The following is a 22,339-nucleotide window of genomic DNA, read 5'->3' as shown; positions in this document are numbered from 1 at the left end:
GGTCACGGGGTGTGCGGCGAGCCCCCGCCGGGTTCCGCCGCGGTCTGGCCGGGCGCCACGAACCCGGCCTCGTACGCCGTGATCACCGCCTGGGTGCGGTCCCTGGCGCCCAGCTTCGCTAGCACCGCGCTGACGTGCGTCTTCACGGTCTCGGCGCCCAGGACCAGCTCCCGGGCGATCTCCGCGTTGGACAGCCCCCGCGCCATCAGCCGCAGCACCTGCCGCTCCCGCCCGGTGAGCGCGGCCCGCTCGAAGTCCGCACGGGCGCGGTCGTTGCGGCGGCCGGCCGCCATGGTGCGCAGCGCCGCCGGCAGCAGCAGCGAACCGCCCTCGGCCACCAGCCGTACCGCATGCACGATCTCGGCCGGGCGGGCGCGTTTGAGCAGGAAGCCGTCCGCGCCGGCGCGCAGCGCCTCGTAGACGTAGTCGTCGTCCTCGAAGGTGGTGACGACCAGGATCCGCGGCGGTGCGGGCACCGAACGCAGCACCGCGCGGGTCGCCTCGATGCCGTCCAGCAGCGGCATCCGGACATCCATGGCGATCACATCCGGCCGCAGCTGCCGCACCAGCGGCACCACGGACGCGCCGTCCGCCGCCTCGCCGGTCACCTCGATGTCGGGCTGGGCCTCCAGGATGGCCCGTAACCCGGCGCGGACCAGCGGTTCGTCGTCGACGAGCAGTACGGATATCGGCACGGGATCACCCTAAGCGGCGCAGCGGGAGTCGGACGCGCACCCGCCACTCGCCGTCGTCGCCGGGGCCGGTCTCGGCCTCGCCGCCCAGCAGCGCGGCCCGTTCGCGGATCCCGCGCAGCCCACGCCCCTGGTCGCCGCCCGCGGGCACCGCGGAGCCGCCGGGCAGGGGGTTGCGCACCTCCAGCTCCAACGTGTCCGCGCCGGCGGCGATCCGCACCGACACCGGCACCGGGCCGGCGTGCCGCAGCACATTGGTCAGCGCCTCCTGCACCATCCGGTACCCCTCCCGGGACACCGGCCCCGGCAGCGTCTCCAACGGACCGCCGAATTCTGCGTGGACCGCCGAACCGGCGGCCCGCGCCGACTCCAGCAGGCGCTCCGCCTCGGTCAGCGCCGGGCGGTCGGCGGGGCGCGGCGCGTCCTGGCGCAGCAGCCGCAGCGCCCGCTCCAGGTCCTCCAGCGCCTGCCGCCCGGTCTCCTCGATCGCGGCCAGTGCCCGGTCGGTGAACTCGGCCGACCCGGCGGCGCGCGCCGCCCCAGCCTGCACCACCGAGACGGTCAGCGCATGGCCGATCGAGTCGTGCAGCTCCTGCGCGAGCCGGTTGTGCTCCAGCAGGCGCTCGGTGCGGGCCTCCAGTGACGCCAGCCGTTCCGCCGCCGAGGGCCCCAGCAGCAGCGGCGCCGCGGCGGCCATCAGGGAGCCCGCCCCCACCACGACGGCGAACAGCACCACCAGGGGCAGCGGCACCAGCAGGCCGTACCACCAGTGGGGCGCCTCGATCGCCGGCAGGCCCGTGAAAGCGGAGCGCTGGCCGGCCGCCGCCCGTGCGAACGCCACTGCCAGGGTCGGGAGTTGCACGGTCAGCGCGCTCACCGCGACCCCGGCCTCCAGTCGCAGCAGCAGCCAGCCCGCCGTACGCCCCCGGTCGCGCCAGGAACGCGACGGGGCCGTGGAGATGCCGGCCGTCGCCCGCCCCTCGGGATCCTGCGGGCCCGGGACCAGCAGCAGCCGCGCCTGGACGCCCTCCACCCGCCGCATCGCCGGAACCAGCGCGGCCAGCATCAGCACCGGCACCGGCAGGGTCGCGTACCACAGCCAGACCCCGGCACCCGCGTGGCGCGCCTCGTACCGCAGGTATCCGGTCAGCACTCCGGCCACTGTGGCGATCAGCAGATGCACCCAGCGGGTGTAGGTGACGGCCCGGGTGAGCGGCCGGAGCATGGCCGGCAGTGAGGAGGACACCCGGTCATCGTGCCAGCGGCCACCGAGTCCTCACCTCCCCCTGCCGGGGGAGGAGTTACCCGGTGGCGGGGGAAGTCGGCACCCGGCCCTGCCCCCCAGCCTGGAGGCATGACCGCCATCGAAGTGCAGCAGCTGACGAAGGTCTACGGAACGACGCGGGCCGTGGACGACCTCACCTTCCGCGTCGCACCCGGCCGGGTCACCGGCTTCCTCGGCCCCAACGGCGCGGGCAAGTCCACCACCCTGCGGATGGTCCTCGGCCTGGACCGCCCCACCGCGGGGACCGCCACCGTCGGCGGCCGCCCCTTCCACAGCCTGGACGAGCCGCTGCGGCACGTCGGGGCGCTGCTGGACGCCGGCGCCGCCCACGGGGCCCGCCGCGCCCGCGACCACCTGCTCGCCCTCGCCCACAGCAACCGGATCCCGCCGCGGCGGGTGGCGGAGGTCCTGGAGGAGACCGGGCTGACCTCCGTGGCGGGCAAGCGGGCCCGGACCTTCTCGCTGGGGATGCGGCAGCGGCTGGGCATCGCGGCGGCGCTGCTCGGCGACCCGGCCGTGCTGATGCTGGACGAGCCCACCAACGGACTCGACCCGGAGGGCATCGTCTGGATCCGTACGCTCCTCAAGCGCCTGGCCGACGAGGGCCGTACCGTCCTGGTCTCCAGCCACCTGATGGCCGAGACCGCGCTCACCGCCGACCACCTGATCGTGCTGGGGCGCGGCCGGCTGCTCGCCGACACCTCCACGGCCGGCTTCCTCCGCGCGCACACCCAGCGCAGGGTGCGGGTGCGCACCACCGAGGGGCCGCGGCTCTGCGCGGCGCTCCAACGGGCCGGATGGCAGGCCGCCCCGGACGGCACCGGGGGCTGGCACGTGGCGGGCGCCGAGCCGTCCGCCATCGGCGAGCTCGCCGCCGGTCTGGGCATCCCGATCCTCGAACTCGTCGACGAAGAGGCCTCGTTGGAGGACGCCTACCTGCGGCTGACCGCCGAGGCCGCCCAGTTCACCACCACCGCACAGCCCCAGGAGGTCTGACCCATGCCGTTCACCGCCGTACTGCGCTCCGAGTGGACCAAGCTCCGCACGCTGCGCTCGCTGACCGGGAGCCTGGTCGCCGTCCTGGTGCTGACCATCGGGGTCGGCTGCGCGGTCTCCGCCGGTTACGACGGCTCGGACCCGCACTTCGACCCGGTGTTCAACGCCTACTACGGGCTCAACCTCGGCCAGTTCGGCGCCCTGGTCTGCGGGGCCCTGACGGTCGCCGGCGAGTGGTCCAGCGGCTCCATCCGGGTCTCACTGGCCGCGGTGCCGCGCCGGGGGCTGCTGTACGCGGGCAAGCTCCTCACCGTGGGCGGACTGACCCTGGTCATCGGGCTCCTCGCCGGCGGCGCCACCGTCGCCGCGGGGCAGGCGCTCCTCGGTGACGCGGGGGTGCCCCTGGACGCACCGGGCGTGCTGCGCTCCGCGGTCGGCTGCGGGGTGTACTGCGGGCTGCTCGGGGTGTTCTCCGCCGGTGTCGCCGCGCTGCTGCGCAGCCCCGTCGGCACCCTGAGCCTGCTGGTCCCGCTCTTCCTCACGCTCGGCCCGCTGTTCGGGTCGCTGGAGGCCACCAAGTCGGTGGGCCAGTTCCTGCCCGACCGGGCTGGGCAACAGATCCTGCACCTGGTGCCCGTGGGGGCGCTGGGGCCCTGGATCGGCCTCGCGGTGCTGGCGGGGTGGGCGGCGCTGGCGGCGGCGGCCGGCCTGGCGGCGCTGCTCCGCAGGGACGCCTGAGCCCTGGGAACCGGACGGCGGCCGCCTCCGGCACCCGCCTCCGGCACCCGCCTCCGGCACCCGCCTCCGGCACCCGCCTCCGGCACCCGCCTCCGGCACCCGAGGGAGCCTCAGATGTCAGACCCGGCCGCTTTACTGAAGGCATGACGCTTGACGAGCAGCTGACCACTGTGGACGCGCTGCGCCGGCGGGACTTCCCGGCGCAGCGGACCCGCTCCGCCCGTACGGAGAGCGGCCCGGGCTTCCACATAGCCGCGCTGCGCGTCAGCGGGGAGCTATGGGACGCGGACCCCGCCGAGGTGGCGGAGGCCGAGGAGGAGCTCGGTGCCGCACTGACGGCGCTGGTGGGGGCGCTGTCCTTACGATGGGGCGAACCCGAAGTCCTCGACCTCAGCGGCGTCTTGGAACGCAGCGCCAGGGGACTGCCGGTCCGGCCACCACTGGACGCGCTCTGCGGCTACGTCCCGCGGATGTACGCCTGGCGGTCGGCGGACCGCTGGATCGCGGTGGGCGTGGGCCAGGGGGACCCCGTGCTGCCGCTCCAACTGCTGGTGGCGGTGGGGGAGGGGGAGGCAACCGGGGCGTCGGGGGCACCGGGCCGGGGCCGGTAGGCCCTGTCGGCAATGTCCCGCAGTGTGCCTTGAGGAGGCTGGCCGGGCAAGCGAAGTTCTCGGCCGTCCCACGGCGGGCCGACGTCGATGCTGCGCCTGAGCGCGGATGCGTCTCCCCCCGGCACCGTCCATCGCGCGTCCGTCAGATCTCCACGTACCACGAATCAAGATCATCTCATGCTCAAGATCCACTTTCGATACGCGCCCTAGAGTCCTCCTCGCCGGCTGCGGGTGGCTCCTCGGCGGGGAACAGGATTGGGCTGATCAGGTAGCGGGTGCGCTCCGGCGAGGGCTCATTGGTGATCCGGCGCACCAGGGCGTCGCGCATCTCGCCGATCAGTGCGGTGAGTTCGTCCCGGCTGAGCCACATCGCGTGCTGGCGGTAGCCCACCAGGTCGGCGGCGGGTGCGGCTCCGGGGCGGTCGAGGTAGGCGTTGAACTCGGCCAGCAGGGTTGCCATGGCCACCGCGAACACCTGCCGGTGGTCCTCAACGGGAACCGAAGCAGCGGCGTCGGAGTCGATCACGGCCCGCTCGCGCCGCAGCCGGTAGCGGCGCTCGACGGCTCCCCGTACCCGCTGCTCACCTTCGATCTCCAGCAGGCCGCCGTCGGCCAGCAGGCTCACATGCCGGTACACGGTGGCCTTCGATACGTCGGGCAGCAGCGCGCACAGCTGCGAGGTGGTCAGTGTCCGGTCACCGGACAGGGCGTGCACGATGCGCAGCCGTACGGGGTGGAGGAGCAAGTCGACCGTGTCCATGGGCGTACGATCTCATGAGTGATACCGTTCTCAAACTTGAGAATATTCCTGGGGCGCAGGCCCACGGCAGCGGCATCGCATAGGAGCAGCCCATGACCCGCACACCACCACCTCTGGGACGTCTGCACGACATCGGCGGCGGTCGTCACCTGATGCTGCACCGCTCCGGCACCGGCGGTCCGCCCGCCGTGTTCCTGGCGGGGGCAGGAATGATGAGCCTGGACTACCTGAACATCCACAGCCGGGTCGCCGAGCTGACCACGAGCGTCCTCTACGACCGCGGAGGTAACGGTTGGAGCCACCCTGCCGAGCTGCCCCGCACCGCGGACGAAGTCACCGATGAACTGCGCGGACTGCTTGCCGCCGCCGACGTTCCCGGCCCCCGCCTGCTGATCGGCCATTCGCTGGGCGGGGCCTACGCGCGCCACTACGCCAGGCGCTTTCCTGACGAGGTGGCCGGCCTGCTCCTGCTCGACCCCTTCCATGAGGACCTGGTGATACGCGGTCCCCGGCAGGCACGGGAAAGGCTCGCCGAGATGCTGGACCAGATGCGGAGCCAAGAGTCGGCCGAGCCCACGCCGGAACAGCTTGAGCGATCCCGAGCCCAGCTGGTCCAACACTTCGCCGCCTGGCCGGAGCCGGTGCGCGAGCCCTTGGCCGCACGCCACCTCGCCACGTGGCGAGCCGCCTCGCGCGAGAACCAGAACCTCTACGACGAGGTCGCCGCCGAATTCCGGCACGCCCCGGCCACCCCCGACGTGCCGCTGATCGTGCTCACGGCCCTGGGGCACGACGCCACCCAAGCGCACCTGTGGCCGGCGGAGCTGCTGCGCGAGATCAGCGAGGTCAAGCGCGCCCTGCACGCCGAGGTGGCCGCCGAGTCCTCGCGCGGCGAGCAGCGGGTTCTCGATGACGCGGGGCACGGGTGGCTGCACGAGGAGCGGGCGGACGCGGTGATCGAGGCCGTCAACGATCTGATGTCAAGGGTGAGTTGACGACTGCACCGGCTGCCTGCCGGGCACCCGGCGGTCGACCGTGTACACCGCCGCCGGCCAGATCGAAGGGACCAGGCCCCAATCGAACAGGCCAGGCCTCAGGGGGTGAAGGCGGGCGCGAGGGCGGCCTCGGTGAGGCGGTGCGGGGTGCCGGTGCCGTCGGCGGGCACGGTCCACAGGTCGGCGCCGTAGTCGCCCGGCAGGGCGTAGACCAGCGTGTGCCGGTCGCGCCAGACGGCCTGGTCGTCGATGTTGCGGTGCTCACCGGTCGCGGTCTCGTGCAGGGTGCGCAGATCGAGGACGTACAGCCGCCAGGGGGCGTCCGGATCGGCGCCGGCGACCCGCTTCTTGTACGCGATCCGGGTGCCGTCGGGGGAGAGCGAGGGGCATTCGACGTTGCGGTGCAGCGCCCGCAGGGTCCGGGCGGTGCGGTCACCGCGCACGAGGTAGGTCCGGCCGCCGGTCGCGGCGGTGGCGTAGAAGTGCCGGTCGTCGGCGAAGGTCACGCCCCAGATGTTGAGGTCCGCGGCGTGCACGCGGCGGCCGTCGACGGTCAGCGCCCAGGTCTCCAGGTTGGCGTCCAGGCGCCAGGAGCGGGTGTCCAGGACGGAGGTGCGGGTGGAGAAGGCGGTGCCGGCGTAGGAGTCACCGCTGACGAACACGGTCCAGGCGACGGTGCGCCCGCTGGGCGAGACCCGGGCGCGGGTGGGGGTGCCGGCCAGGTCGTAGCGGCGCACCGGGTGCAGCCGGCGGTCCAGGATGACGGCCCGGTAGGTGTCGCGGAGTTCGCCGTGCACGGATTGGAGGCAGACGCCGGTGCCGGCGGCGGCGAAGAAGCGCAGACAGCGGACGCCGGAGGCGGTGCGCGGTCCGGAGAGCCGCCCGGCCGGGACGGCGGTGATCTCGTCGCGGTGCGGGCCCCAGGCCATATTGCGGAAGAACGCGCGTTTCGGGGCGTCCAGTCGTACGGTCCCGGGCGTCACCGCCGGGCCGCCGGCCTGGGCCTGGTCCTTGCGGGCGGCACGCCCGGCGGCGTGCAGGGTGGCGCCGACCGCGACCCCGCCCAGGAGGAGCACGGCGACGAGCAGCAGCACGAGACGGGAGGTGCGGTTCACCGTGCGGTCTCCGGAGAGGTGGCGCCGCCCGCCGGGACGCGGCCCAGCAGCCGGGCGCTCAGGGCGGCGGCGAGGGCGAGTCCGGCGCCCGCCAGGCCCAGTGCCCAGCGGTCGCCCCACGCGGTCCAGGCCGCGCCGAAGGCGAGCGAGCATCCGAAGCGGGCCGCCGCCTGGCCGGTCTGGACGACTGCCAACCCGCTGCCGCGCAACTCCGCGGGCACGGCATCGGCGGTCGCCGCGGCCAGCACCCCGTCCGTCGAGGCGTAGAAGCCGCCGTGCAGGGCGAGCACCAGGCAGGCCAGCGCGGGGGAGGCGCCCAGCGGGGCGAGCAGCAGCCCGTACGCGCAGAGCAGGGCGAGGTGGCCGAGCAGGAACAGCCGGCGGCGGCCGACCCGGTCGGCGAGCACGCCCAGCGGCACGGCCAGCAGCAGGAAGGCCGCGGCGGTGCCCAGCGGCAGCAGCGGGAACCACGCCTCGGACAGGTCGAGCCGGCGCTGGAGGGTGAGGTAGAGGAAGGAGTCGCTGACGGTGGTCAGGCCCAGCAGCACGGCGCAGCAGGTCAGGCGGCGCACCGCGGGCCGGCGCAGCAGGGTCCGTAGCGCGGTGTGCGACCCGGCGTCGGGCGGGGCAGCGTCCTGGGACCGGCGGCCGGGGACGAACAGCAGCAGCACGACCACGCCGAGCACGGCCACACAGCCGCTGACGGTGAACACCGCGTCGTAGCCGTCGGCCGCGACCCGCAGCACGAGGAAGGCGACCAGCGGGCCGAGCAGCGCACCGGCGGTGTCCATGGCCCGGTGCACCCCGAACGCCCGCCCCTGGGTGGCCGGTTCACTGGAGAGCGAGATCAGCGCGTCGCGCGGTGCGGTGCGCAGCCCCTTACCGGTGCGGTCGACGGCGAGCACCGCTCCGATCAGCGGGAGGGTGTGCACCACCAGCAGCAGCGGCTTGCACAGCGCGGACAGTCCGTAGCCGATCGCCGCCACCGTCTTGTGGCCACCGCCCCGGCCGCGGTCCGACGCGCGCCCGCCGATCAGCCGTACCAGTGCGCTCACCCCGTTGTACACGCCGTCCAGCAGCCCGAACCCGAGCGGTGACAGGCCGAGTTCGGCGACGAGGTAGAGCGGCAGCACCGCGGTGACCATCTCCGAGGAGACGTCCGTGATCAGGCTGACGGTGCCCAGGGCGAGGACGGTGGCCGGTACGCCGGCCCGGACCGGCCGGCCCGGGCGGGTGCCCGGACCGGCGGCCGCGGGGGCGCCGCGGCTCTCTGCGAGATACACGTCAGCTCGCCCAGACGCCGCTGATGTCCTTCGCGTCGGCTGCCTTGCCCGCGTGCGAGGTGCCGTACATGTCCTCCAGGGTGCGCAGCACGTCGTAGTGGTTGTAGGTGGTGGCCGAGGTGGAGCCGGGCTGTACCGGCTGGCCGTAGAGCACGGTGGGGATGCGGTTGCCGCTGAGCCGGTTGTCCTCGTCGAAGGTGACCAGCAGCAGGCTGTTGTGGGTCTTGGCCCAGTCGGCGTAGCTCTTGAGGTTGTTCTTCAGCCAGGTGTCGCCGGTCGAGACCGAGCAGTCGTGCATGTCGCTGCACAGGTTCGGCACGACGAAGGAGACGGTGGGCAGCTTGGTGAAGTCCGTGGGGAACGCGCTGAAGGTGTGCGCCGTGTTGGTGGGCACGTTGCTGAAGCCGAACCACGGGTTGTGCTTCTGCGCGTAGTTCCCGCTCTTGCAGGTGGTGGAGCCCTCGGCCGGCAGCGACTCGTTGTAGCTCGCCCAGGTCTTGCCGGCCGCGGTCACCTCGGAGGCGAGGTTGGCGGCGCTGCTGAAGCCCGGGGTGACGCAGCTGTCGTCGGTGATGCCCTGGGTGTCGCCGGAGAACATCGCGTAGTAGTTGGGCTGGCTGGGGTGGGTCTCGGCGTACGAGGCGGTGAGGCTGGCGCCGCCGGACGCCAGGGAGTTGAGGTACGGGGCGCTGGAGCTGCCCATCACCTGGCTGTAGCCGTGGTTCTCGAAGACCACCACGACCACATGGTCGGGCGTGGGCACGGCGCCCGCGACGGTCTCGGCGCCGAAGCCGTTGCCGGCCCAGACGCCCAGGCCGGTCACGGCGAGGCCGAACGCCCCGGCGAGTGCGCTCAGTTGGTGGCGGCGCGAGCGACGCTCGCGGTGGGAGGAGGGGGCGGCGTCGGCCGGCCGCGACGCGGCGGGCTCGGAAGCGGAGGAGGACGGAGTAGGCACGGGGGCCTCCGTACGTGAGGGGGTGGGGGGTGCGCGGGCGGCGACAGCGTAGAGCCGCTGCGGTGACATGTACACGCCTTCAAAGTGACGCGTCGCCGAACGGCTGCTGAGCGTACGGCGCCGATCGCCGACCGCTGACCGGTGATCGCTGACCGCTGGCCGGCGTCCGCCGACCGTCGGCTGGCGATCACCGACCGCCGACCGCCGGCTGGCGATTAGTGACTGCCGACTCCCGACTCTCGACTGCCGACCGCTGGTCGCTGCCCGACGCCTGTCGATCGCCGATGACTGGTCGCCGACCGTCGCCCCGTAGCCCGCTGCCTGACCCGTGCACGGAACCCGGCTCACCTCCATCCCACCTCACCGGCCGCCCACCCGCATACGGAGCGCGGAGGGGCGTGCCGCGGCTCCCAGGGATCCAGCGCCCCGGACTGGTGCACTACCGGGTAGTGCACCCCGCCGCCTTCGCCCCCGCCGCCGCTCCGGACCCTGCCGACCACACCGACCCTCAATGCGCCGATGCTCCGTCGGCGGGCCAGGGCGGGCGTGCCCCTTCGCCCGCCCTGGCCCACCGGCTGGGCAGCGTCACCGGGACGCCTACCGCTTTCGCCGGCTGAACGGGCTCGCCGATCCCGGCGTCCCGGGCCTCCTGCACCAGTCGCCCGCCGAGCGTGTCGACCCGGGTCATGGTCCCGTCGATCCGCCGCTCCGTGGAGCCCAGACGGCTCAGCTGCGCACGCCACTCCCGTGGTCAGGGCAGCAGGACGGCCTTGCCGTGGTTGCGGTGGGCCTCGAGGTCGGCGTGGGCCTTCGCGGCGTCGCCGAGCGGGTAGGCCCGCCAGACGGGGACGTCGAGCTTGCCGGCGGCGATCAGGTCGGCCAGCTGCGGCAGGGCCTCGGGGAAGCGGTCGGCGGGGTCCATGCCGGTGAACCGCACACCGTGCTCGGCGAGGGACGGAGCGGCGATGGTGATGACCTTGCCCGGATCGCCGACCAGGGCGACCGAGTCGGCGAGCACGCCCGCGCCGGAGGCGTCGAAGATGAAGTCCACACCGCCCGGGGCGGCCCTCCCGACGCGCTCCACCCAGCCCTCGCCGTACCGGACGGCAGCGGCGCCCAGGCCGCTGACACGTGCGGTGTCGGACTCGGCGACCGTGCCGACCACGGTGAGGCCGCGGGCGACTGCCAGCTGCACCGCGACGGCGCCGACACGGCCGCCCGCACCACGGATCAGCAGAGTCTGCCCCGGCTGCACCCCGAGGTGCTCGATCGCCCGGTAGGCGGCCTCGCCGACCGTCACCATCGCGGCGGCGGTCTCGAACGACAGCTCCTGCTGCTTGGTGAACGGCCGGTCCAACAGCGCGTACTCGCTGTAGCCGCCGACCGACGCGACGCCGAAGACCTCATCGCTCTCCAGCTGGCCGTAGCGTTTCTGCCAGGAGTCGTACGACTCGCCACCGACCTGCTGCCACGTCACCGGACTTCCTCCAGCACCGCCGCCCGGTCTCACCGGCCGGCGGCGTCAGGCGCGTTCCCGTTCGTTCGTCTCCTCGATGGCTGCGGCCCGGGTGCGACGGCGGCCGAGCAAGGCGCATCCCACAGTCACCAGGCCGATGGCTATGACCTTGGAGGCCCCGTAGTAGCCGGACGCCGGCTCCTCCGGGGTGCCGGGCAGCCGGAGGAAGACCCATGCCGCCGCGAGGCCCCCGAAGACGATCAGCGCGACAGCCCCCCACGTCCCGAGGTCCGCCCACCAGGGCGCCGAGACGTAACCCCGCTCGTCGGTCCCCTCAACGTCCTTGTCGGCCATGGTCTGTTCTCCTAGGCATGTGGTGGCAGGCGCGGAGGAAGACGCAGGTCTGGCGCGGAAGGTTCACTGGGCCAAACGTTTCCTGCTGGAGCTGACATCCTGTCAGCCAGCGAAATTCCCCCAGCCAGTGAAATTCCCCTCGCCTTCCCCCTCACAGAGCCACGGCCACCCGCGGGTTCGTCACACACCAGCGTTTCGTCACACCAGCGTTCAGATTCCGCGGACCACGCTGGTTTCCGGATCGCCCCCGCCCGCAGCTGCGCCGGGGCGTTTCCGAGGGCACACCGCGGTACCCGTTCGGCCCGTCAGGTTGCCCTGACGTCTCTGGTGCGCGCACCGCCCGCCCTGTATCCAGGCGGGAGTCACTTTCCGCCGTCAGATGAGGAACTCGTGCACGATCACAGGACGAGGACGTCCGGCGCCGATACGGGCCGAGCGCCTGGCCGGCAGGCCGCCGCCGGACCACGGGCGGTTCCGCGGAGCCTCGCGGACCTGCAGGCGGTTGCCGGGAACGACGCCGTGGTGCAGATGCTGCGCCAGGCCGGACACCTGTCCGCAGAGCAGCACCAGCACGGTGCCGGCTGTGGGCACGAGCAGCCCGAGGTGCAGCGTTCCGCCGTCCATGACGTGCTGCGTTCTCCTGGACGTCCCCTTGATGAGGCCACCCGTGTCGACATGGAAACCCGGCTCGGCGCCGACTTCTCCGACGTGCGGATCCACAGCGACGCGGCAGCCCGGTCCTCCGCAGCCGAGGTGGGAGCACGGGCGTACACCTCGGGCAGCCATGTCGTTGTCGGAGAGGCCGGCGCGGACCGGCACACCCTGGCCCATGAGCTCGTCCACGTGATCCAGCAGCGCCGAGGCCCTGTCGCCGGGACCGACAACGGGGCCGGTCTGAAGGTCTCGGACCCCGCCGACCGGTTCGAGCGGGAGGCCGAGGCCACCGCGCAGCGCGCCATGGCGGGGCACGCGGCCGAGACGCATGACGCCGGTCCCGGTTCCGCTGCGCGTGCGGGGGCCGAGGGACCGGCTGCGGTGCAGCGGATCGTCAAGGTCACTCCGCGCATGTACATGAGGGGAGTGGACGCCACCGAACAGACACTCACCGGACCCCTGCTCATGCGGTATCTGGCGATCGCGGTGCAGGACGAGGTGAACCGCGCCCAGAAGCTCAACCCCAAGGGCACGTTCGAGGAGGACCTCAAAAAAATCAGGCGGGAGCTCAAGTCCGCCACCCTCGATGTGCCGGGGGCCCTCCGGCGGATCACCGCGCTGGTCGGCGCGGTGAACACCTTCCTGGAGGAGCAGCAGACCTACGTCTCCGACTACAACCCGCCGGGTCACGCGGACGGGCCGGGCGCCATGGTTCCGGTGCCGAACGCGGACACCCGGTACGCGACGGAGCCGAACACCGAGGAGACCGGCTATTACCACACGTCCCTCTCCGGGAAGACGGAGCCGTACTGGGGAGACGACGACACAATGCGCGAGAAGACCGGCCGGGCGCTCGGCCCGGTCGTCGCCGAGGGAGCCCCGCAGGAGCAGCCGAGGCTCCAGAGCCATGCACGGGGTGGGGCGAATCTACCGCTGACGCGGCTCACGCTGAAGCAGGCCGTCGAGATGCTGCCGCGCCCGCTGCTCAACCTCATCTTCGATGTGCGCTACCAGTTGGAGGCACCGGACGGGGGACAGCAGCAACCCGTGATCGACGAGCGGACCGAAGCGCAGCAGGCGGTCCGCGACAAGAGCCCCAACCAGCCCGGGACGCTTCGCAGTTGGCACCAGGACGACTACGGCAGACTGCCGGACAACCAGTTCGACCCCGCCGCCGTCCCCGCGCACGCCCAGGGGCTGCACGACCACTACACCGCTCACTCGCAGTCCGGCGCGGGCTCCTCGGTCCAGAACGCGGCCACCGCACCCCGCGGCTTCGCCGAGTACACCGGCACGGGAAGCGACTGGGAGCACAACGTCAAGGTGGTGCTGGACTACATCAACAAGCGCGTCTACCTCACCCTGACGCACTACCAGTACTGGGCGCTGATCCCTCCCGAGCACAGCGGCAAGCCGTACACGTTCTGGCAGGGGCCGGGCCAGGACCTGCGAGCGGCCCAGGCGGATCTGGACCAGCAGCCGCGCGGCACGTCCGGAATCATGATGAGCCCCTGGCTGGAGATCACCTTGTCCTGATCCCGCTCCTCGACGCCGATCTCGAGGCCAACCTAGACGCCGGCCTCGATGCCGTCCGCATCGCCGACGCCCTGCTGCCACAGCCCGCACGTCATCGCCGCCCGTACCGGACGTGCCAAGGGGCGGATCGGCGCATGCCGCGGCAGCACTTCGGGTCGATGACGGTTCCCCAGGGCCGGCCTGCCACGTTGCAGGAGAGTCAACGGGCTCCGCACTTATAGGTCAGCGTCTGCTTGGCGAGCCCTCGCCCAGTGGTCCTCGAACTCTGTCCGGCTGATCTCTTGGCCCACGAGCGCCGGGTCAAAGAGGTCCACGATCGGGGGGTTGAACGGCCAGTCGCCGGGGCCACTGCGCAGGGCGGTTCCGTCTTCGGCCAGCTCCACCTGGCGAATCCGGCGTCCGTCGGGACCCACTTCCATCAGATAGGCGACTGGTTCGTCGTCCTCCTCGTCCCAGCGGCGCCGCAGGTGCACGATGTCCCTGTCCGCAAGCGCGCCGAAACCCTCGCGCCCACGCTGCGCGTCACGCTGTGCGCGCAGGCCGTCCAGTCCGGGAGGCATCTGAGGATCGTCGATGTCGACTTCCTCCAGCTCCTCATCCTCGAACCGGGCCATCGTCTCCGGGTCGGTGACCACCTCAACCCAGGCGAACGTTTCGAGGACCTCCCGCTCGGAACGCGCCCGGACCCACCACCACGAGCCGCCCATGCCGTAGTCATGCAGAGCGAGGAAGGAGCGTTTGCGCGCTGCACCGGTACCAGTCATGGAGGCTGAGCCTATCGAGGCACGCCACAAGCCTGTCAGCCGGCCAGTTGGTCCGAGTAGGGGTGCACGGGCGCCACATCGGCGGCGATTGCCACCCATGGGCCCAACACCACCCCGCTACCCGCGGGGTTTTTGGGTCCGGGACGGTGAACGCTTCCCAGACGCGCCGTCGAGTGGCACTGCGGCGGCCGTGCTGAAGCCCGGGGCTGTGACCAGTTCGGGATACGCCCTAGACCAGCCACTTCCCGTCGCGCATCAGGGTCCGCCCGGCCATCTCGGGAACCGTTCCCCACGCCTGCAGCACCTTCGGGGTGACCTGGAAGAAGACGTACGAGGGGTGGTCCTTGCGAGGGTCCCAGCCGTCCTTGGCGGCGAAGGCATCGCCCACCTCGGCCGGAAGCTCCTCGCGGGTCAGCATGCGCGCGGAGCCGTGGACCAGGACCACGTCCCGGGTATGGCCGAAGCAGAGCCGAACCCGGCCCGAGGCACACAGGTTTCGCCCGGTCGGGTTGGTGTCGCGGGTGGACAGCCACACCACCTCGCCATCCCACCAGAAGGCAAGCGGAACGAGGCACGGCTCGCCAGTGCCGTCGGCCGTGGCGACCCATACGTCGTTGTCCCGCGCGAGCCGTTCCAGCGCCTCGCGCTTGCGCTGCTCCGGGCTGCGGGGTCCGCCGGGGCCAGAGTCATCTGATGTCATGTGGCGAGGTTATGACGTGAAGCGCTCGGTCACATCCGGCGGCGGAACTAGGGCGCAAGGCGGAGGGGCGTCCTCGGGCTGGGCCTATTCAGACCAGCCCGACAACGCAGCAGCGAGCGAACGCACCAGGCGTTGCGAGGGTCCTGGCTCTTGTTCATTGGCTGTCGCCCGCCCCGCCTGCCCCGCTGGTCCAACGCGGATCGACGCGGCCCAGCCATGCGTCTTGATCGTCGGCCAGTGGCCGCTTCAAGGGGAGCGGGGGAGCCGGCAGGCGAAGGTGAGGCCGGCGTCATTTCCTTCGGATCCTCGTGGGCTCCCGGCTCCCGAGGGTGTGCCGTTGCGGTCCGGTCGCGGCGTGCGTGTCGTCGAAGGCGACGCGGTACGCGGTGACCCCGGCGACGGCCAGCCAGTGCGGCCGGAGCCGGGTCACCTTCTCGGCCAGCAGTCGGCCGCCTTCGCGGTACTCCGCCGCGGTCGGCTCGTCGGCCCGTGCGGTCGCCCGGGCCACCACGTTGGTGATGCCCAGGCCGTGCGCCAGCAGCTCCTCCTGCTCGGCGGGCCGGAAGCGCCGGGGAGTGAAACCGGCGGCGTGCAGGACCGGCCAGTGGGGGGCACCTCCCAGCGGGGAGGTTGCCGGCGCGGGCCAAGTGGTGGCCGGTGGCCGCCGTCATCAGCCCGGGGTTGATCCCGCGCAGAACAGCACGCGCAGACCGCTCGCGGCCACGTCAGGGACGAGGCGGTCGCGAGCGGCCTCCCGCTCTTCGGGGGGTGAAGCGCACGGCGGACCGGGTCAGAGGATCGCGCCCGGCGTGTACGCGGCGGCCTCCGGGTGCTGCTTGGTGATCTCCTCGATCCGGGCGACGACGGAGGTCACCTGGTCGGCCGCGGCACCGGTGAAGGAGAGCTTGTCCGCCATCAGCGCGTCCAGCTCCGCCCGGTCCAGCGGGATCCGTGCGTCCGCGGCCAGCTTGTCCAGCAGCTCGTTGCGCTCCGCGCCCTGCTCGCGCATGGCCAGCGCCGAGGCGACCGCGTTCTCCTTGATCGCCTCGTGCGCCTCCTCGCGGCCCACTCCGGCGCGTACGGCACCCATCAGCACCTTCGTCGTGGCGAGGAAGGGCAGGTAGCGGTCCAGCTCCCGGGCGACCACGGCAGGGAAGGCGCCGAACTCGTCGAGCACGGTCAGGAAGGTCTCCAGCAGACCGTCCAGCGCGAAGAAGGAGTCGGGCAGGGCGACCCGGCGCACCACGGAGCAGGACACATCGCCCTCGTTCCACTGGTCGCCGGAGAGCTCGCCGGCCATCGAGGCGTACCCGCGCAGGATCACCATCAGGCCGTTGACGCGCTCGCAGGAACGGGTGTTCATCTTGTGCGGCATCGCCGAGGAGCCGACCTGGCCGGGCTTGAAGCCCTCGGTCACCAGCTCGTGGCCGGCCATCAGGCGGACCGTCTTGGCCAGCGACGACGGGGCGGCGGCCAGCTGCACCAGCGTGGTCACCACGTCGTAGTCCAGCGAGCGCGGGTAGACCTGGCCGACGGAGGTGAAGGCCTGGCCGAAGCCCAGGTGACCGGCGATCCGCTGCTCCAGGTCGGCGAGCTTGGCCGCATCGCCGCCCAGCAGGTCGAGCATGTCCTGGGCGGTGCCCACGGGGCCCTTGATGCCGCGCAGCGGGTAGCGGGAGAGCAGCTCCGTGAGGCGCGCGTACGCCACCAGCAGCTCGTCCGCCGCGGTCGCGAAGCGCTTGCCCAGCGTCGTGGCCTGCGCGGCGACGTTGTGCGAGCGGCCCGCCATCACCAGCTCGGCGTGCTGGGCGGCCAGTGAGCCCAGCCGCGCCAGGACGGCGACCGTGCGGTCCCGCATCAGCTCCAGCGACAGCCGGACCTGCAGCTGCTCGACGTTCTCGGTCAGGTCGCGGGAGGTCATGCCCTTATGGACCTGCTCATGGCCGGCCAGGGCGTTGAACTCCTCGATGCGGGCCTTGACGTCGTGCCGGGTGACCTTCTCGCGCTCGGCGATCGAGGCCAGGTCGACGTCCTCCAGGACCCGCTCGTAGTCGGCCAGCGCCTGCTCAGGGACCTCCACCCCCAGGTCCTTCTGGGCGCGCAGCACGGCCAGCCACAGCTTCCGCTCCAGCTTGACCTTGTACTCGGGGGACCACAGCACGGCCAGCTCCGTGGAGGCGTAGCGGCCGGCCAGGACATTGGGGATGCGAGGCTTCGCAGACACAGCAGTCACGTGGTCAGAGTCTACTGGCGGTTTGCGCAGGCCAGCGCCCCGCCCCGGTCTGTACGTTTCTACAGGGGGCGGGATCGGTCCGGCCGGCGCGGTGCCCCGGTTGGTCGTCGGCGTGGTGCCCCGGCCGGTTGGTCGTCGGTGTGGCGCTCCGGCTGGTTGCTCGTCGGGGTGGCGTCCACGTCGGTTGGTCGTCCGCGCGGCACCCCGGCCGGTTGGCCGTCGGTGCGGGCCTCGGTCGGCTGGTCTCCGGCGCGGCGCCCCACCCGGCTGAGCGCCCCACCCGGCTGAGCGCCCCGCCCGGCTGAGCGCCCCGCCCGGCTGAGCACCCCGCCCGGCTGGCCTTCGTTCCGGCGCCGACACCGGACCGCGGGAGGGGCCCGGCACGCGACGGGGCGGGCGCCGGAGCTGCCGCCCGGGTGAGCCGTGTCTCACCCGGACCACCCCCCTTGTTTATGCAACAAGTTGCATAGAAGGTTCGGGGCATGGCGCTCGAACACGCGATCCTTGTCTCCCTGCTGGAGAAGCCGGGCTCCGGCTATGAGCTGTCCCGGCGCTTCGAGCGGTCCATCGGCTACTTCTGGACCGCCACCCACCAGCAGATCTACCGCGTGCTCAAGCGCATGGAGAGCGACGGCTGGGTCGACGTCCGCGAGGTGCCGCAGCAGGCCCGGCCGGACAAGAAGGAGTACTCCGTCGCCGCCCCCGGCCGGGCCGCACTTTCCGAGTGGCTGCACGAGCCGATCGAGCCCGAGAGCGTCCGGCACGACCTCGCGGTGAAGATCCGCGGCGCGGCCTTCGACGATCCGGCCGCGCTGATCCGTGAGGTCGAACGGCACCATCAGGCGCACACCGAGCGGCTCGCGCACTATCTCGCGGGGGAGCGGCGCGACTTCACCGGGCCCGCGGCCCCCGCGGCACCCGACGCCGGTCAGCAGCTCCAGCACGTGGTGCTGCGCGGCGGCATCGCCTACGAGCGGATGACGCTCGCCTGGCTCGACGACGTGCTCGACACCCTCCGCCGGCTCGGCGCCACGCGCTGAAAGGCGGTACGGCGGGCCGTCCTCGCGTCCGACCGGCACCGGTCACCACCGCACCCCGGAAGCTCTCCGTCCACAGTTCCCCACCTCCCGATCCGGAAAGGCGAACATCCATGGCCGACCAGCTGCTGTTCAACCCGCGCACCTACGACCCGGCGCACTTCGACCCCGAGACCCGCAGGCTGCTGCGCGCCACCGTCGACTGGTTCGAGAGCCGCGGCAAGCGCAAGCTGATCGAGGACTACCGCTCCCGCGCCTGGCTGGCGGACTTCCTCAAGTTCTCCGCCGAGGAAGGGCTGTTCGCCACCTTCCTCACCGCGGCGGCCGCCGCCGACGGGAACCCGGACAAGCGCTGGGACACCGCCCGGATCGCCGCGCTCAACGAGATCTTCGGCTTCTACGGGCTCGACTACTGGTACGCCTGGCAGGTCACCATCCTCGGACTCGGCCCGGTCTGGCAGAGCGACAACGCCGCCGCCCGCGCCCGCGCGGCCGAACTCCTCACCCAGGGCGAGGTGTTCGCCTTCGGTCTGTCGGAGAAGGCGCACGGCGCCGACATCTACTCCACCGACATGCTGCTGGAGCCCGACGGCGACGGCGGCTTCCGGGCGAGCGGCGCCAAGTACTACATCGGCAATGGCAACGCCGCCGGGCTCGTCTCGGTCTTCGGTCGCCGCACCGACATCGAGGGCCCGGACGGCTATGTCTTCTTCGCGGCCGACAGCCGCCACCCGGCCTACCACCTCGTACAGAACGTCGTCGACTCCTCCAAGTACGTCAGCGAGTTCCGGCTCGCGGACTACCCGGTCGCGCCGGAGGACGTGCTGCACACCGGCCGCGCCGCCTTCGACGCCGCGCTGAACACCGTCAACGTGGGCAAGTTCAACCTCTGCACCGCCTCCATCGGCATCTGCGAGCACGCGATGTACGAGGCCGTCACCCACGCGCAGAACCGCATCCTCTACGGCCGCCCGGTCACCGCCTTCCCGCATGTGCGCCGCGAGCTGACCGACGCCTACGTCCGGCTCGTCGGGATGAAGCTGTTCAGTGACCGCGCCGTCGACTACTTCCGCTCCGCCGGCCCCGACGACCGCCGCTACCTGCTGTTCAACCCGATGACGAAGATGAAGGTGACCACCGAGGGCGAGAAGGTGATCGACCTGATGTGGGACGTCATCGCCGCCAAGGGCTTCGAGAAGGACACCTACTTCGCCCAGGCCGCCACCGAGATCCGCGGGCTGCCGAAGCTCGAGGGCACGGTCCACGTCAACCTCGCGCTGATCCTCAAGTTCATGGGCAACCACCTGCTGAACCCGGCCGCGTACGAGGAGGTGCCGACCCGTCTCGACGCGGCCGACGACGCGTTCCTCTTCCAGCAGGGGCCGGCCCGGGGCCTGGGCGCCATCCGCTTCCACGACTGGCGCGCCGCCTATGACGCGTTCGGCCAGGTGCCCAACGTCGGCCGCTTCCGGGAACAGGCCGACGCCCTCTGCGAGTTCGTCACCACGGCCGCCCCGGGGGAGGAGCAGAGCCGCGACCTCGACCTGCTGCTCGCCGTCGGCCAGCTGTTCGCGCTGGTCGTGCACGGTCAGCTGATCCTGGAGCAGGCGCGCCTGACCGGCCTGGCCGAGGACGTGCTCGACGAACTCTTCGCCGTCCTCGTCCGGGACTTCTCGGCACACGCCGTGGAGCTACACGGCAAGGACTCCGCCACCGCGGAGCAGCAGCGCTGGGCGCTCGGCGCGGTCCGGCGCCCGGTGATCGACGACGCCCGCTCCGCGCGGGTCTGGGAGCGCGTCGAGGCACTGGCCGGGGCGTACGAGATGGCGCCGTAGCGGCAGCGCCCCTCCGCCGGTCCGCGGGACGGGGTGGGGCAGTGGGTCCGGCCGGTGTCAGGGACGCCGGCCGGACCCGGTGGTCCGCCCCCGCCGCGGTCGGCTACGCATACCTCCCGGCATCCGTCTCCTCTGGATTGGACCGTCCGATGGCTCCCACCACCCGCATCGGCCTGCACGTCACGACTTCACCCTGCCCGGCGGGGTCCTGACCGGCGACCGCTTCGAGCGCCGTGACTACACCCTCTCCCTGCAGCGCGGCCGACCGCTCGTCCTGGCCTTCTACCCGGGCGACGACACCAGCGTGTGCACCAAGCAGCTGTGCTCCTACTCCAGCGGTCTGGAACAGTTCCAGGACCAGGACGCGGAGGTCTGGGGCGTCAGCCCGCAGGACGTGGACAGCCACGAGCGGTTCGCGCGCAAGTACGACCTGCGGATGCCGCTGCTCGCCGACGCCGACCGGAGTGTCGCGCGTGCCTTCGGCGTTGCCGCGCCGGGCATCGGAGTGCGCAGGGCGGTGTTCCTCATCGGGCCCGACGGCACCCTGCACTGGAAGCACATCGCGCTGCTCGGCGCCACCTTCCAGTCCCTCGACACCCTCACCCGGCACCTCGCCGGGATGACCCCCTCCTGACCCGGGACGGGGCGCGGCCGTGGGCCCGGTTCGTACGGGCCGAGCCCACAGCCTCAGGGCCGCCCGGCCCGTGCGCCGGGCGGCCCCGCGGGGTCCCGGTCAGGTCCCCACCGGCGCCCAGTCCGTCACGGGGCCGGGGGCCGGGTGGTCCGCAGGGGTGACCCAGAAGGCGGTGCCCGACCCGGGGTGGACATGGGCGCCCGTGCGGCCGTCACCCGAGGACCGGCCGGCCAACCGCCGGGCTATCCAGGGCGCGAGATGCTCACGGGCGAACCGCACGTCCGCGGTGCGCCGGGCGCTCCAGCCCGGGGGAGCGGCCGGCGGCAGCGGGGTGTCCCAGTCCGACTCCGCGGGCAGGCCGAGCGCCTGCCAGACGGCCTCCGCCACCCGGCGGTGCCCCTCGGCGTTCAGGTGCAGCCGGTCGTCCGCCCACAGCCTGGGATCGGCCAGCGCCCGGGACGCGTAGAGGTCCACCACCACCGCGCCGTGCCGCGCGGCGAGCGCGTCGATCCGCGCGAACAGCTGCTCCATGCGCGGTCGGAAGCGCTCCAGCACCGGCCCCCGCCGCCCCGGACTGCGCATCAGCACCAGCTGTCCGCCGCCCTTCGCCAGCAGGTCGGCCGCCGCCTCGAAGGTGGCGCACACCTGGTCCACGTCGCAGCGGGGCCGCAGGACGTCGTTGAGCCCGCCGACCAGCGTCACCAGGTCCGCGCCCATCGAGGCCGCAGGGCCGCACTGTTCGTCGGCGATCTGCCGGATGAGCTTGCCGCGCACCGCGAGGTTGGCGTAACGGAATCCTGGGGTCAGCGCCGCGAGTCGGGTGGCGAGCAGATCGGCCCAGCCGCGGTACGAGCCGTCCGGCAAGCCGTCCGACATGCCTTCGGTGAAGCTGTCGCCGACCGCGACGAAACTGGTGTAGGGGGCATTCGTCTCCATGCCCGGGAGATCCTACCGCGCTCCATACCGGCCGGTAGGTTCAGCTCCCGTTCACGGGGCGACGGGTGCGCGCGGTGTACGGTCGGTAGTCGTCCGCAGGGCGACGACAGGTGAGCGAAGAGACGGGTGGACGCACGATGACTCCCCGCCGGGGCGATGCCCCCGACGTACCGACCTTCACCGAACGGGCCCGCCGGCAGCAGCTCATCGAGGCCACCATCGACCTGGTCTCCACCCGTGGGTACCCCGCCACCTCGCTCTCCGCCATCGCCGAGCGGGCCGGGCTGTCCAAGGCCGCGGTGCTCTACCACTTCTCCTCCAAGGACAACCTGACCCGGGCGGCGCTGGAACAGGTGCTGGAGCAGTTCGGCGCCCATGTCACCGAGCGGCTGGCGCAGGCGTCCGGCCCCCGGGAGGCGGTCATCGCCTACGTACGGGCGATGATCGGCTACCAGCAGGCCCACCGCCGCCATGTCCGCGTGATCACCGAGATGCTGCTCGACGATGCGGGAGGCACCCGCCTGAAGACGCCGGGCTCGCACGACACCAAGGGCCGCTGGCAGATGCTCGCCGGTCTGCTGACGGACGGTCAGCAGGCCGGCGTCTTCCGGGAGTTCCCGGTCCAAACCGTCGCCCTGGCGATCGGCGGCGCCATCGATGGGGTGATCGCGCACTGGCTGGTCCACCCGGACCTCGACCTGGACGCCGCGGCGGACGAACTGGAGCGGTTCACCCTGCACGCCATCGAGCGCCCGGCTGCCGCTTCCTAG

The 22,339-nt window shown here is 72.4% G+C and carries 22 protein-coding genes and 2 pseudogenes; 9 read left to right on the top strand and 15 right to left on the bottom strand.

Annotated elements, in window-relative coordinates:
* Window positions 1–2: 2 nt before the first annotated feature.
* Both AB0G84_RS27225 and AB0G84_RS27220 read right to left on the bottom strand, forming a co-directional pair.
* Window positions 3–695, bottom strand: coding sequence for a response regulator transcription factor (locus AB0G84_RS27225; protein ID WP_361326030.1), 693 nt, complete (start codon window positions 693–695; stop codon window positions 3–5).
* 4 nt (window positions 696–699) lie between these two features.
* Window positions 700–1,926 (bottom strand): histidine kinase, encoded by a 1,227-nt coding sequence (locus AB0G84_RS27220; RefSeq protein WP_361326160.1) that lies wholly within the window; start codon window positions 1,924–1,926, stop codon window positions 700–702.
* A 120-nt stretch (window positions 1,927–2,046) separates the two neighbouring features.
* Between AB0G84_RS27220 and AB0G84_RS27215 the strand changes: the two genes are divergently transcribed.
* The 3 genes from AB0G84_RS27215 (at window position 2,047) to AB0G84_RS27205 (ending at window position 4,322) form a co-directional block, all read left to right on the top strand.
* The gene (locus AB0G84_RS27215) at window positions 2,047–2,973 is read left to right on the top strand and encodes an ATP-binding cassette domain-containing protein (RefSeq protein WP_361326027.1); all 927 of its coding nucleotides are present in this window, start codon (window positions 2,047–2,049) and stop codon (window positions 2,971–2,973) included.
* A 3-nt stretch (window positions 2,974–2,976) separates the two neighbouring features.
* Window positions 2,977–3,711: an ABC transporter permease gene (locus AB0G84_RS27210; RefSeq protein WP_361326025.1), complete on the top strand. Its 735-nt coding sequence runs from the start codon at window positions 2,977–2,979 to the stop codon at window positions 3,709–3,711.
* A 143-nt stretch (window positions 3,712–3,854) separates the two neighbouring features.
* Window positions 3,855–4,322, top strand: a complete 468-nt coding sequence (locus AB0G84_RS27205) for a hypothetical protein (protein ID WP_361326023.1) — start codon at window positions 3,855–3,857, stop codon at window positions 4,320–4,322.
* A 181-nt stretch (window positions 4,323–4,503) separates the two neighbouring features.
* Here AB0G84_RS27205 and AB0G84_RS27200 read toward each other — a convergent pair whose 3' ends face one another.
* Window positions 4,504–5,082, bottom strand: coding sequence for a helix-turn-helix domain-containing protein (locus tag AB0G84_RS27200; RefSeq protein WP_361326022.1), 579 nt, complete (start codon window positions 5,080–5,082; stop codon window positions 4,504–4,506).
* A gap of 92 nt (window positions 5,083–5,174) precedes the next feature.
* On the opposite strand from AB0G84_RS27200, the gene AB0G84_RS27195 reads away from it, so the two are divergent.
* Entirely contained in the window at window positions 5,175–6,077 is a 903-nt protein-coding gene (locus tag AB0G84_RS27195; RefSeq protein WP_361326020.1) for an alpha/beta hydrolase, read from the top strand.
* A 98-nt stretch (window positions 6,078–6,175) separates the two neighbouring features.
* On the opposite strand, the gene AB0G84_RS27190 is transcribed toward AB0G84_RS27195, so the two are convergent.
* From AB0G84_RS27190 to AB0G84_RS27165, 6 genes are all read right to left on the bottom strand, one after another.
* Window positions 6,176–7,192, bottom strand: a complete 1,017-nt coding sequence (locus AB0G84_RS27190; RefSeq protein WP_361326017.1) for a TolB-like translocation protein — start codon at window positions 7,190–7,192, stop codon at window positions 6,176–6,178.
* A complete protein-coding gene (locus tag AB0G84_RS27185) occupies window positions 7,189–8,475 on the bottom strand; it encodes an MFS transporter (protein WP_361326014.1) in 1,287 nt (428 codons plus the stop codon). Before AB0G84_RS27185 ends, AB0G84_RS27190 begins: the two co-directional genes overlap by 4 nt.
* A 1-nt stretch (window position 8,476) precedes the next feature.
* The gene (locus AB0G84_RS27180) at window positions 8,477–9,298 is read right to left on the bottom strand and encodes an alkaline phosphatase family protein (RefSeq protein WP_361326157.1); all 822 of its coding nucleotides are present in this window, start codon (window positions 9,296–9,298) and stop codon (window positions 8,477–8,479) included.
* Window positions 9,299–10,181: 883 nt separating this feature from the next.
* On the bottom strand, window positions 10,182–10,907 hold the full coding sequence (locus AB0G84_RS27175; RefSeq protein ID WP_361326012.1) for a zinc-binding dehydrogenase: 726 nt from the start codon (window positions 10,905–10,907) through the stop codon (window positions 10,182–10,184).
* A gap of 45 nt (window positions 10,908–10,952) precedes the next feature.
* Window positions 10,953–11,240, bottom strand: a complete 288-nt coding sequence (locus AB0G84_RS27170) for a hypothetical protein (RefSeq protein ID WP_361326009.1) — start codon at window positions 11,238–11,240, stop codon at window positions 10,953–10,955.
* Between the two features lie 375 nt (window positions 11,241–11,615).
* The gene (locus AB0G84_RS27165; protein WP_361326166.1) at window positions 11,616–11,864 is read right to left on the bottom strand and encodes a hypothetical protein; all 249 of its coding nucleotides are present in this window, start codon (window positions 11,862–11,864) and stop codon (window positions 11,616–11,618) included.
* On the opposite strand from AB0G84_RS27165, the gene AB0G84_RS27160 reads away from it, so the two are divergent.
* Window positions 11,769–13,430, top strand: a complete 1,662-nt coding sequence (locus AB0G84_RS27160; RefSeq protein WP_361326154.1) for a DUF4157 domain-containing protein — start codon at window positions 11,769–11,771, stop codon at window positions 13,428–13,430. The genes AB0G84_RS27165 and AB0G84_RS27160 overlap by 96 nt on opposite strands.
* 215 nt (window positions 13,431–13,645) lie before the next feature.
* Here AB0G84_RS27160 and AB0G84_RS27155 read toward each other — a convergent pair whose 3' ends face one another.
* From AB0G84_RS27155 to purB, 5 genes and pseudogenes are all read right to left on the bottom strand, one after another.
* Window positions 13,646–14,194: a hypothetical protein gene (locus tag AB0G84_RS27155; protein ID WP_361326007.1), complete on the bottom strand. Its 549-nt coding sequence runs from the start codon at window positions 14,192–14,194 to the stop codon at window positions 13,646–13,648.
* Between the two features lie 229 nt (window positions 14,195–14,423).
* A complete protein-coding gene (locus AB0G84_RS27150) occupies window positions 14,424–14,894 on the bottom strand; it encodes a pyridoxamine 5'-phosphate oxidase family protein (RefSeq protein ID WP_361326004.1) in 471 nt (156 codons plus the stop codon).
* A 154-nt stretch (window positions 14,895–15,048) separates the two neighbouring features.
* Window positions 15,049–15,185 (bottom strand): annotated as a pseudogene (locus AB0G84_RS27145) (DNA mismatch repair protein MutT); the annotation flags it as partial.
* A 31-nt stretch (window positions 15,186–15,216) separates the two neighbouring features.
* A pseudogene (locus AB0G84_RS27140) lies at window positions 15,217–15,618 on the bottom strand (mismatch-specific DNA-glycosylase); the annotation flags it as partial.
* 66 nt (window positions 15,619–15,684) lie between these two features.
* Window positions 15,685–17,118, bottom strand: a complete 1,434-nt coding sequence (gene purB, locus AB0G84_RS27135) for an adenylosuccinate lyase (protein ID WP_361326151.1) — start codon at window positions 17,116–17,118, stop codon at window positions 15,685–15,687.
* A 491-nt stretch (window positions 17,119–17,609) separates the two neighbouring features.
* On the opposite strand from purB, the gene AB0G84_RS27130 reads away from it, so the two are divergent.
* From AB0G84_RS27130 to AB0G84_RS27120, 3 genes are all read left to right on the top strand, one after another.
* Window positions 17,610–18,167, top strand: a complete 558-nt coding sequence (locus AB0G84_RS27130) for a PadR family transcriptional regulator (RefSeq protein WP_361326001.1) — start codon at window positions 17,610–17,612, stop codon at window positions 18,165–18,167.
* A gap of 110 nt (window positions 18,168–18,277) precedes the next feature.
* Complete coding sequence (locus tag AB0G84_RS27125; protein WP_361325999.1) at window positions 18,278–19,999, top strand: acyl-CoA dehydrogenase family protein; 1,722 nt, start codon at window positions 18,278–18,280, stop codon at window positions 19,997–19,999.
* Window positions 20,000–20,135: 136 nt separating this feature from the next.
* Entirely contained in the window at window positions 20,136–20,633 is a 498-nt protein-coding gene (locus AB0G84_RS27120; RefSeq protein ID WP_361326148.1) for a peroxiredoxin, read from the top strand.
* Between the two features lie 99 nt (window positions 20,634–20,732).
* Here AB0G84_RS27120 and AB0G84_RS27115 read toward each other — a convergent pair whose 3' ends face one another.
* On the bottom strand, window positions 20,733–21,569 hold the full coding sequence (locus tag AB0G84_RS27115; RefSeq protein ID WP_361325996.1) for an SGNH/GDSL hydrolase family protein: 837 nt from the start codon (window positions 21,567–21,569) through the stop codon (window positions 20,733–20,735).
* A 137-nt stretch (window positions 21,570–21,706) separates the two neighbouring features.
* Between AB0G84_RS27115 and AB0G84_RS27110 the strand changes: the two genes are divergently transcribed.
* Window positions 21,707–22,339, top strand: a complete 633-nt coding sequence (locus AB0G84_RS27110; RefSeq protein WP_361325993.1) for a TetR/AcrR family transcriptional regulator — start codon at window positions 21,707–21,709, stop codon at window positions 22,337–22,339.

The sequence above is a fragment of the Streptomyces sp. NPDC020742 genome, assembly GCF_040641675.1.
GTDB lineage: Bacteria > Actinomycetota > Actinomycetes > Streptomycetales > Streptomycetaceae > Streptomyces.
This window is presented reverse-complemented; position numbering and strand designations above follow the sequence as displayed.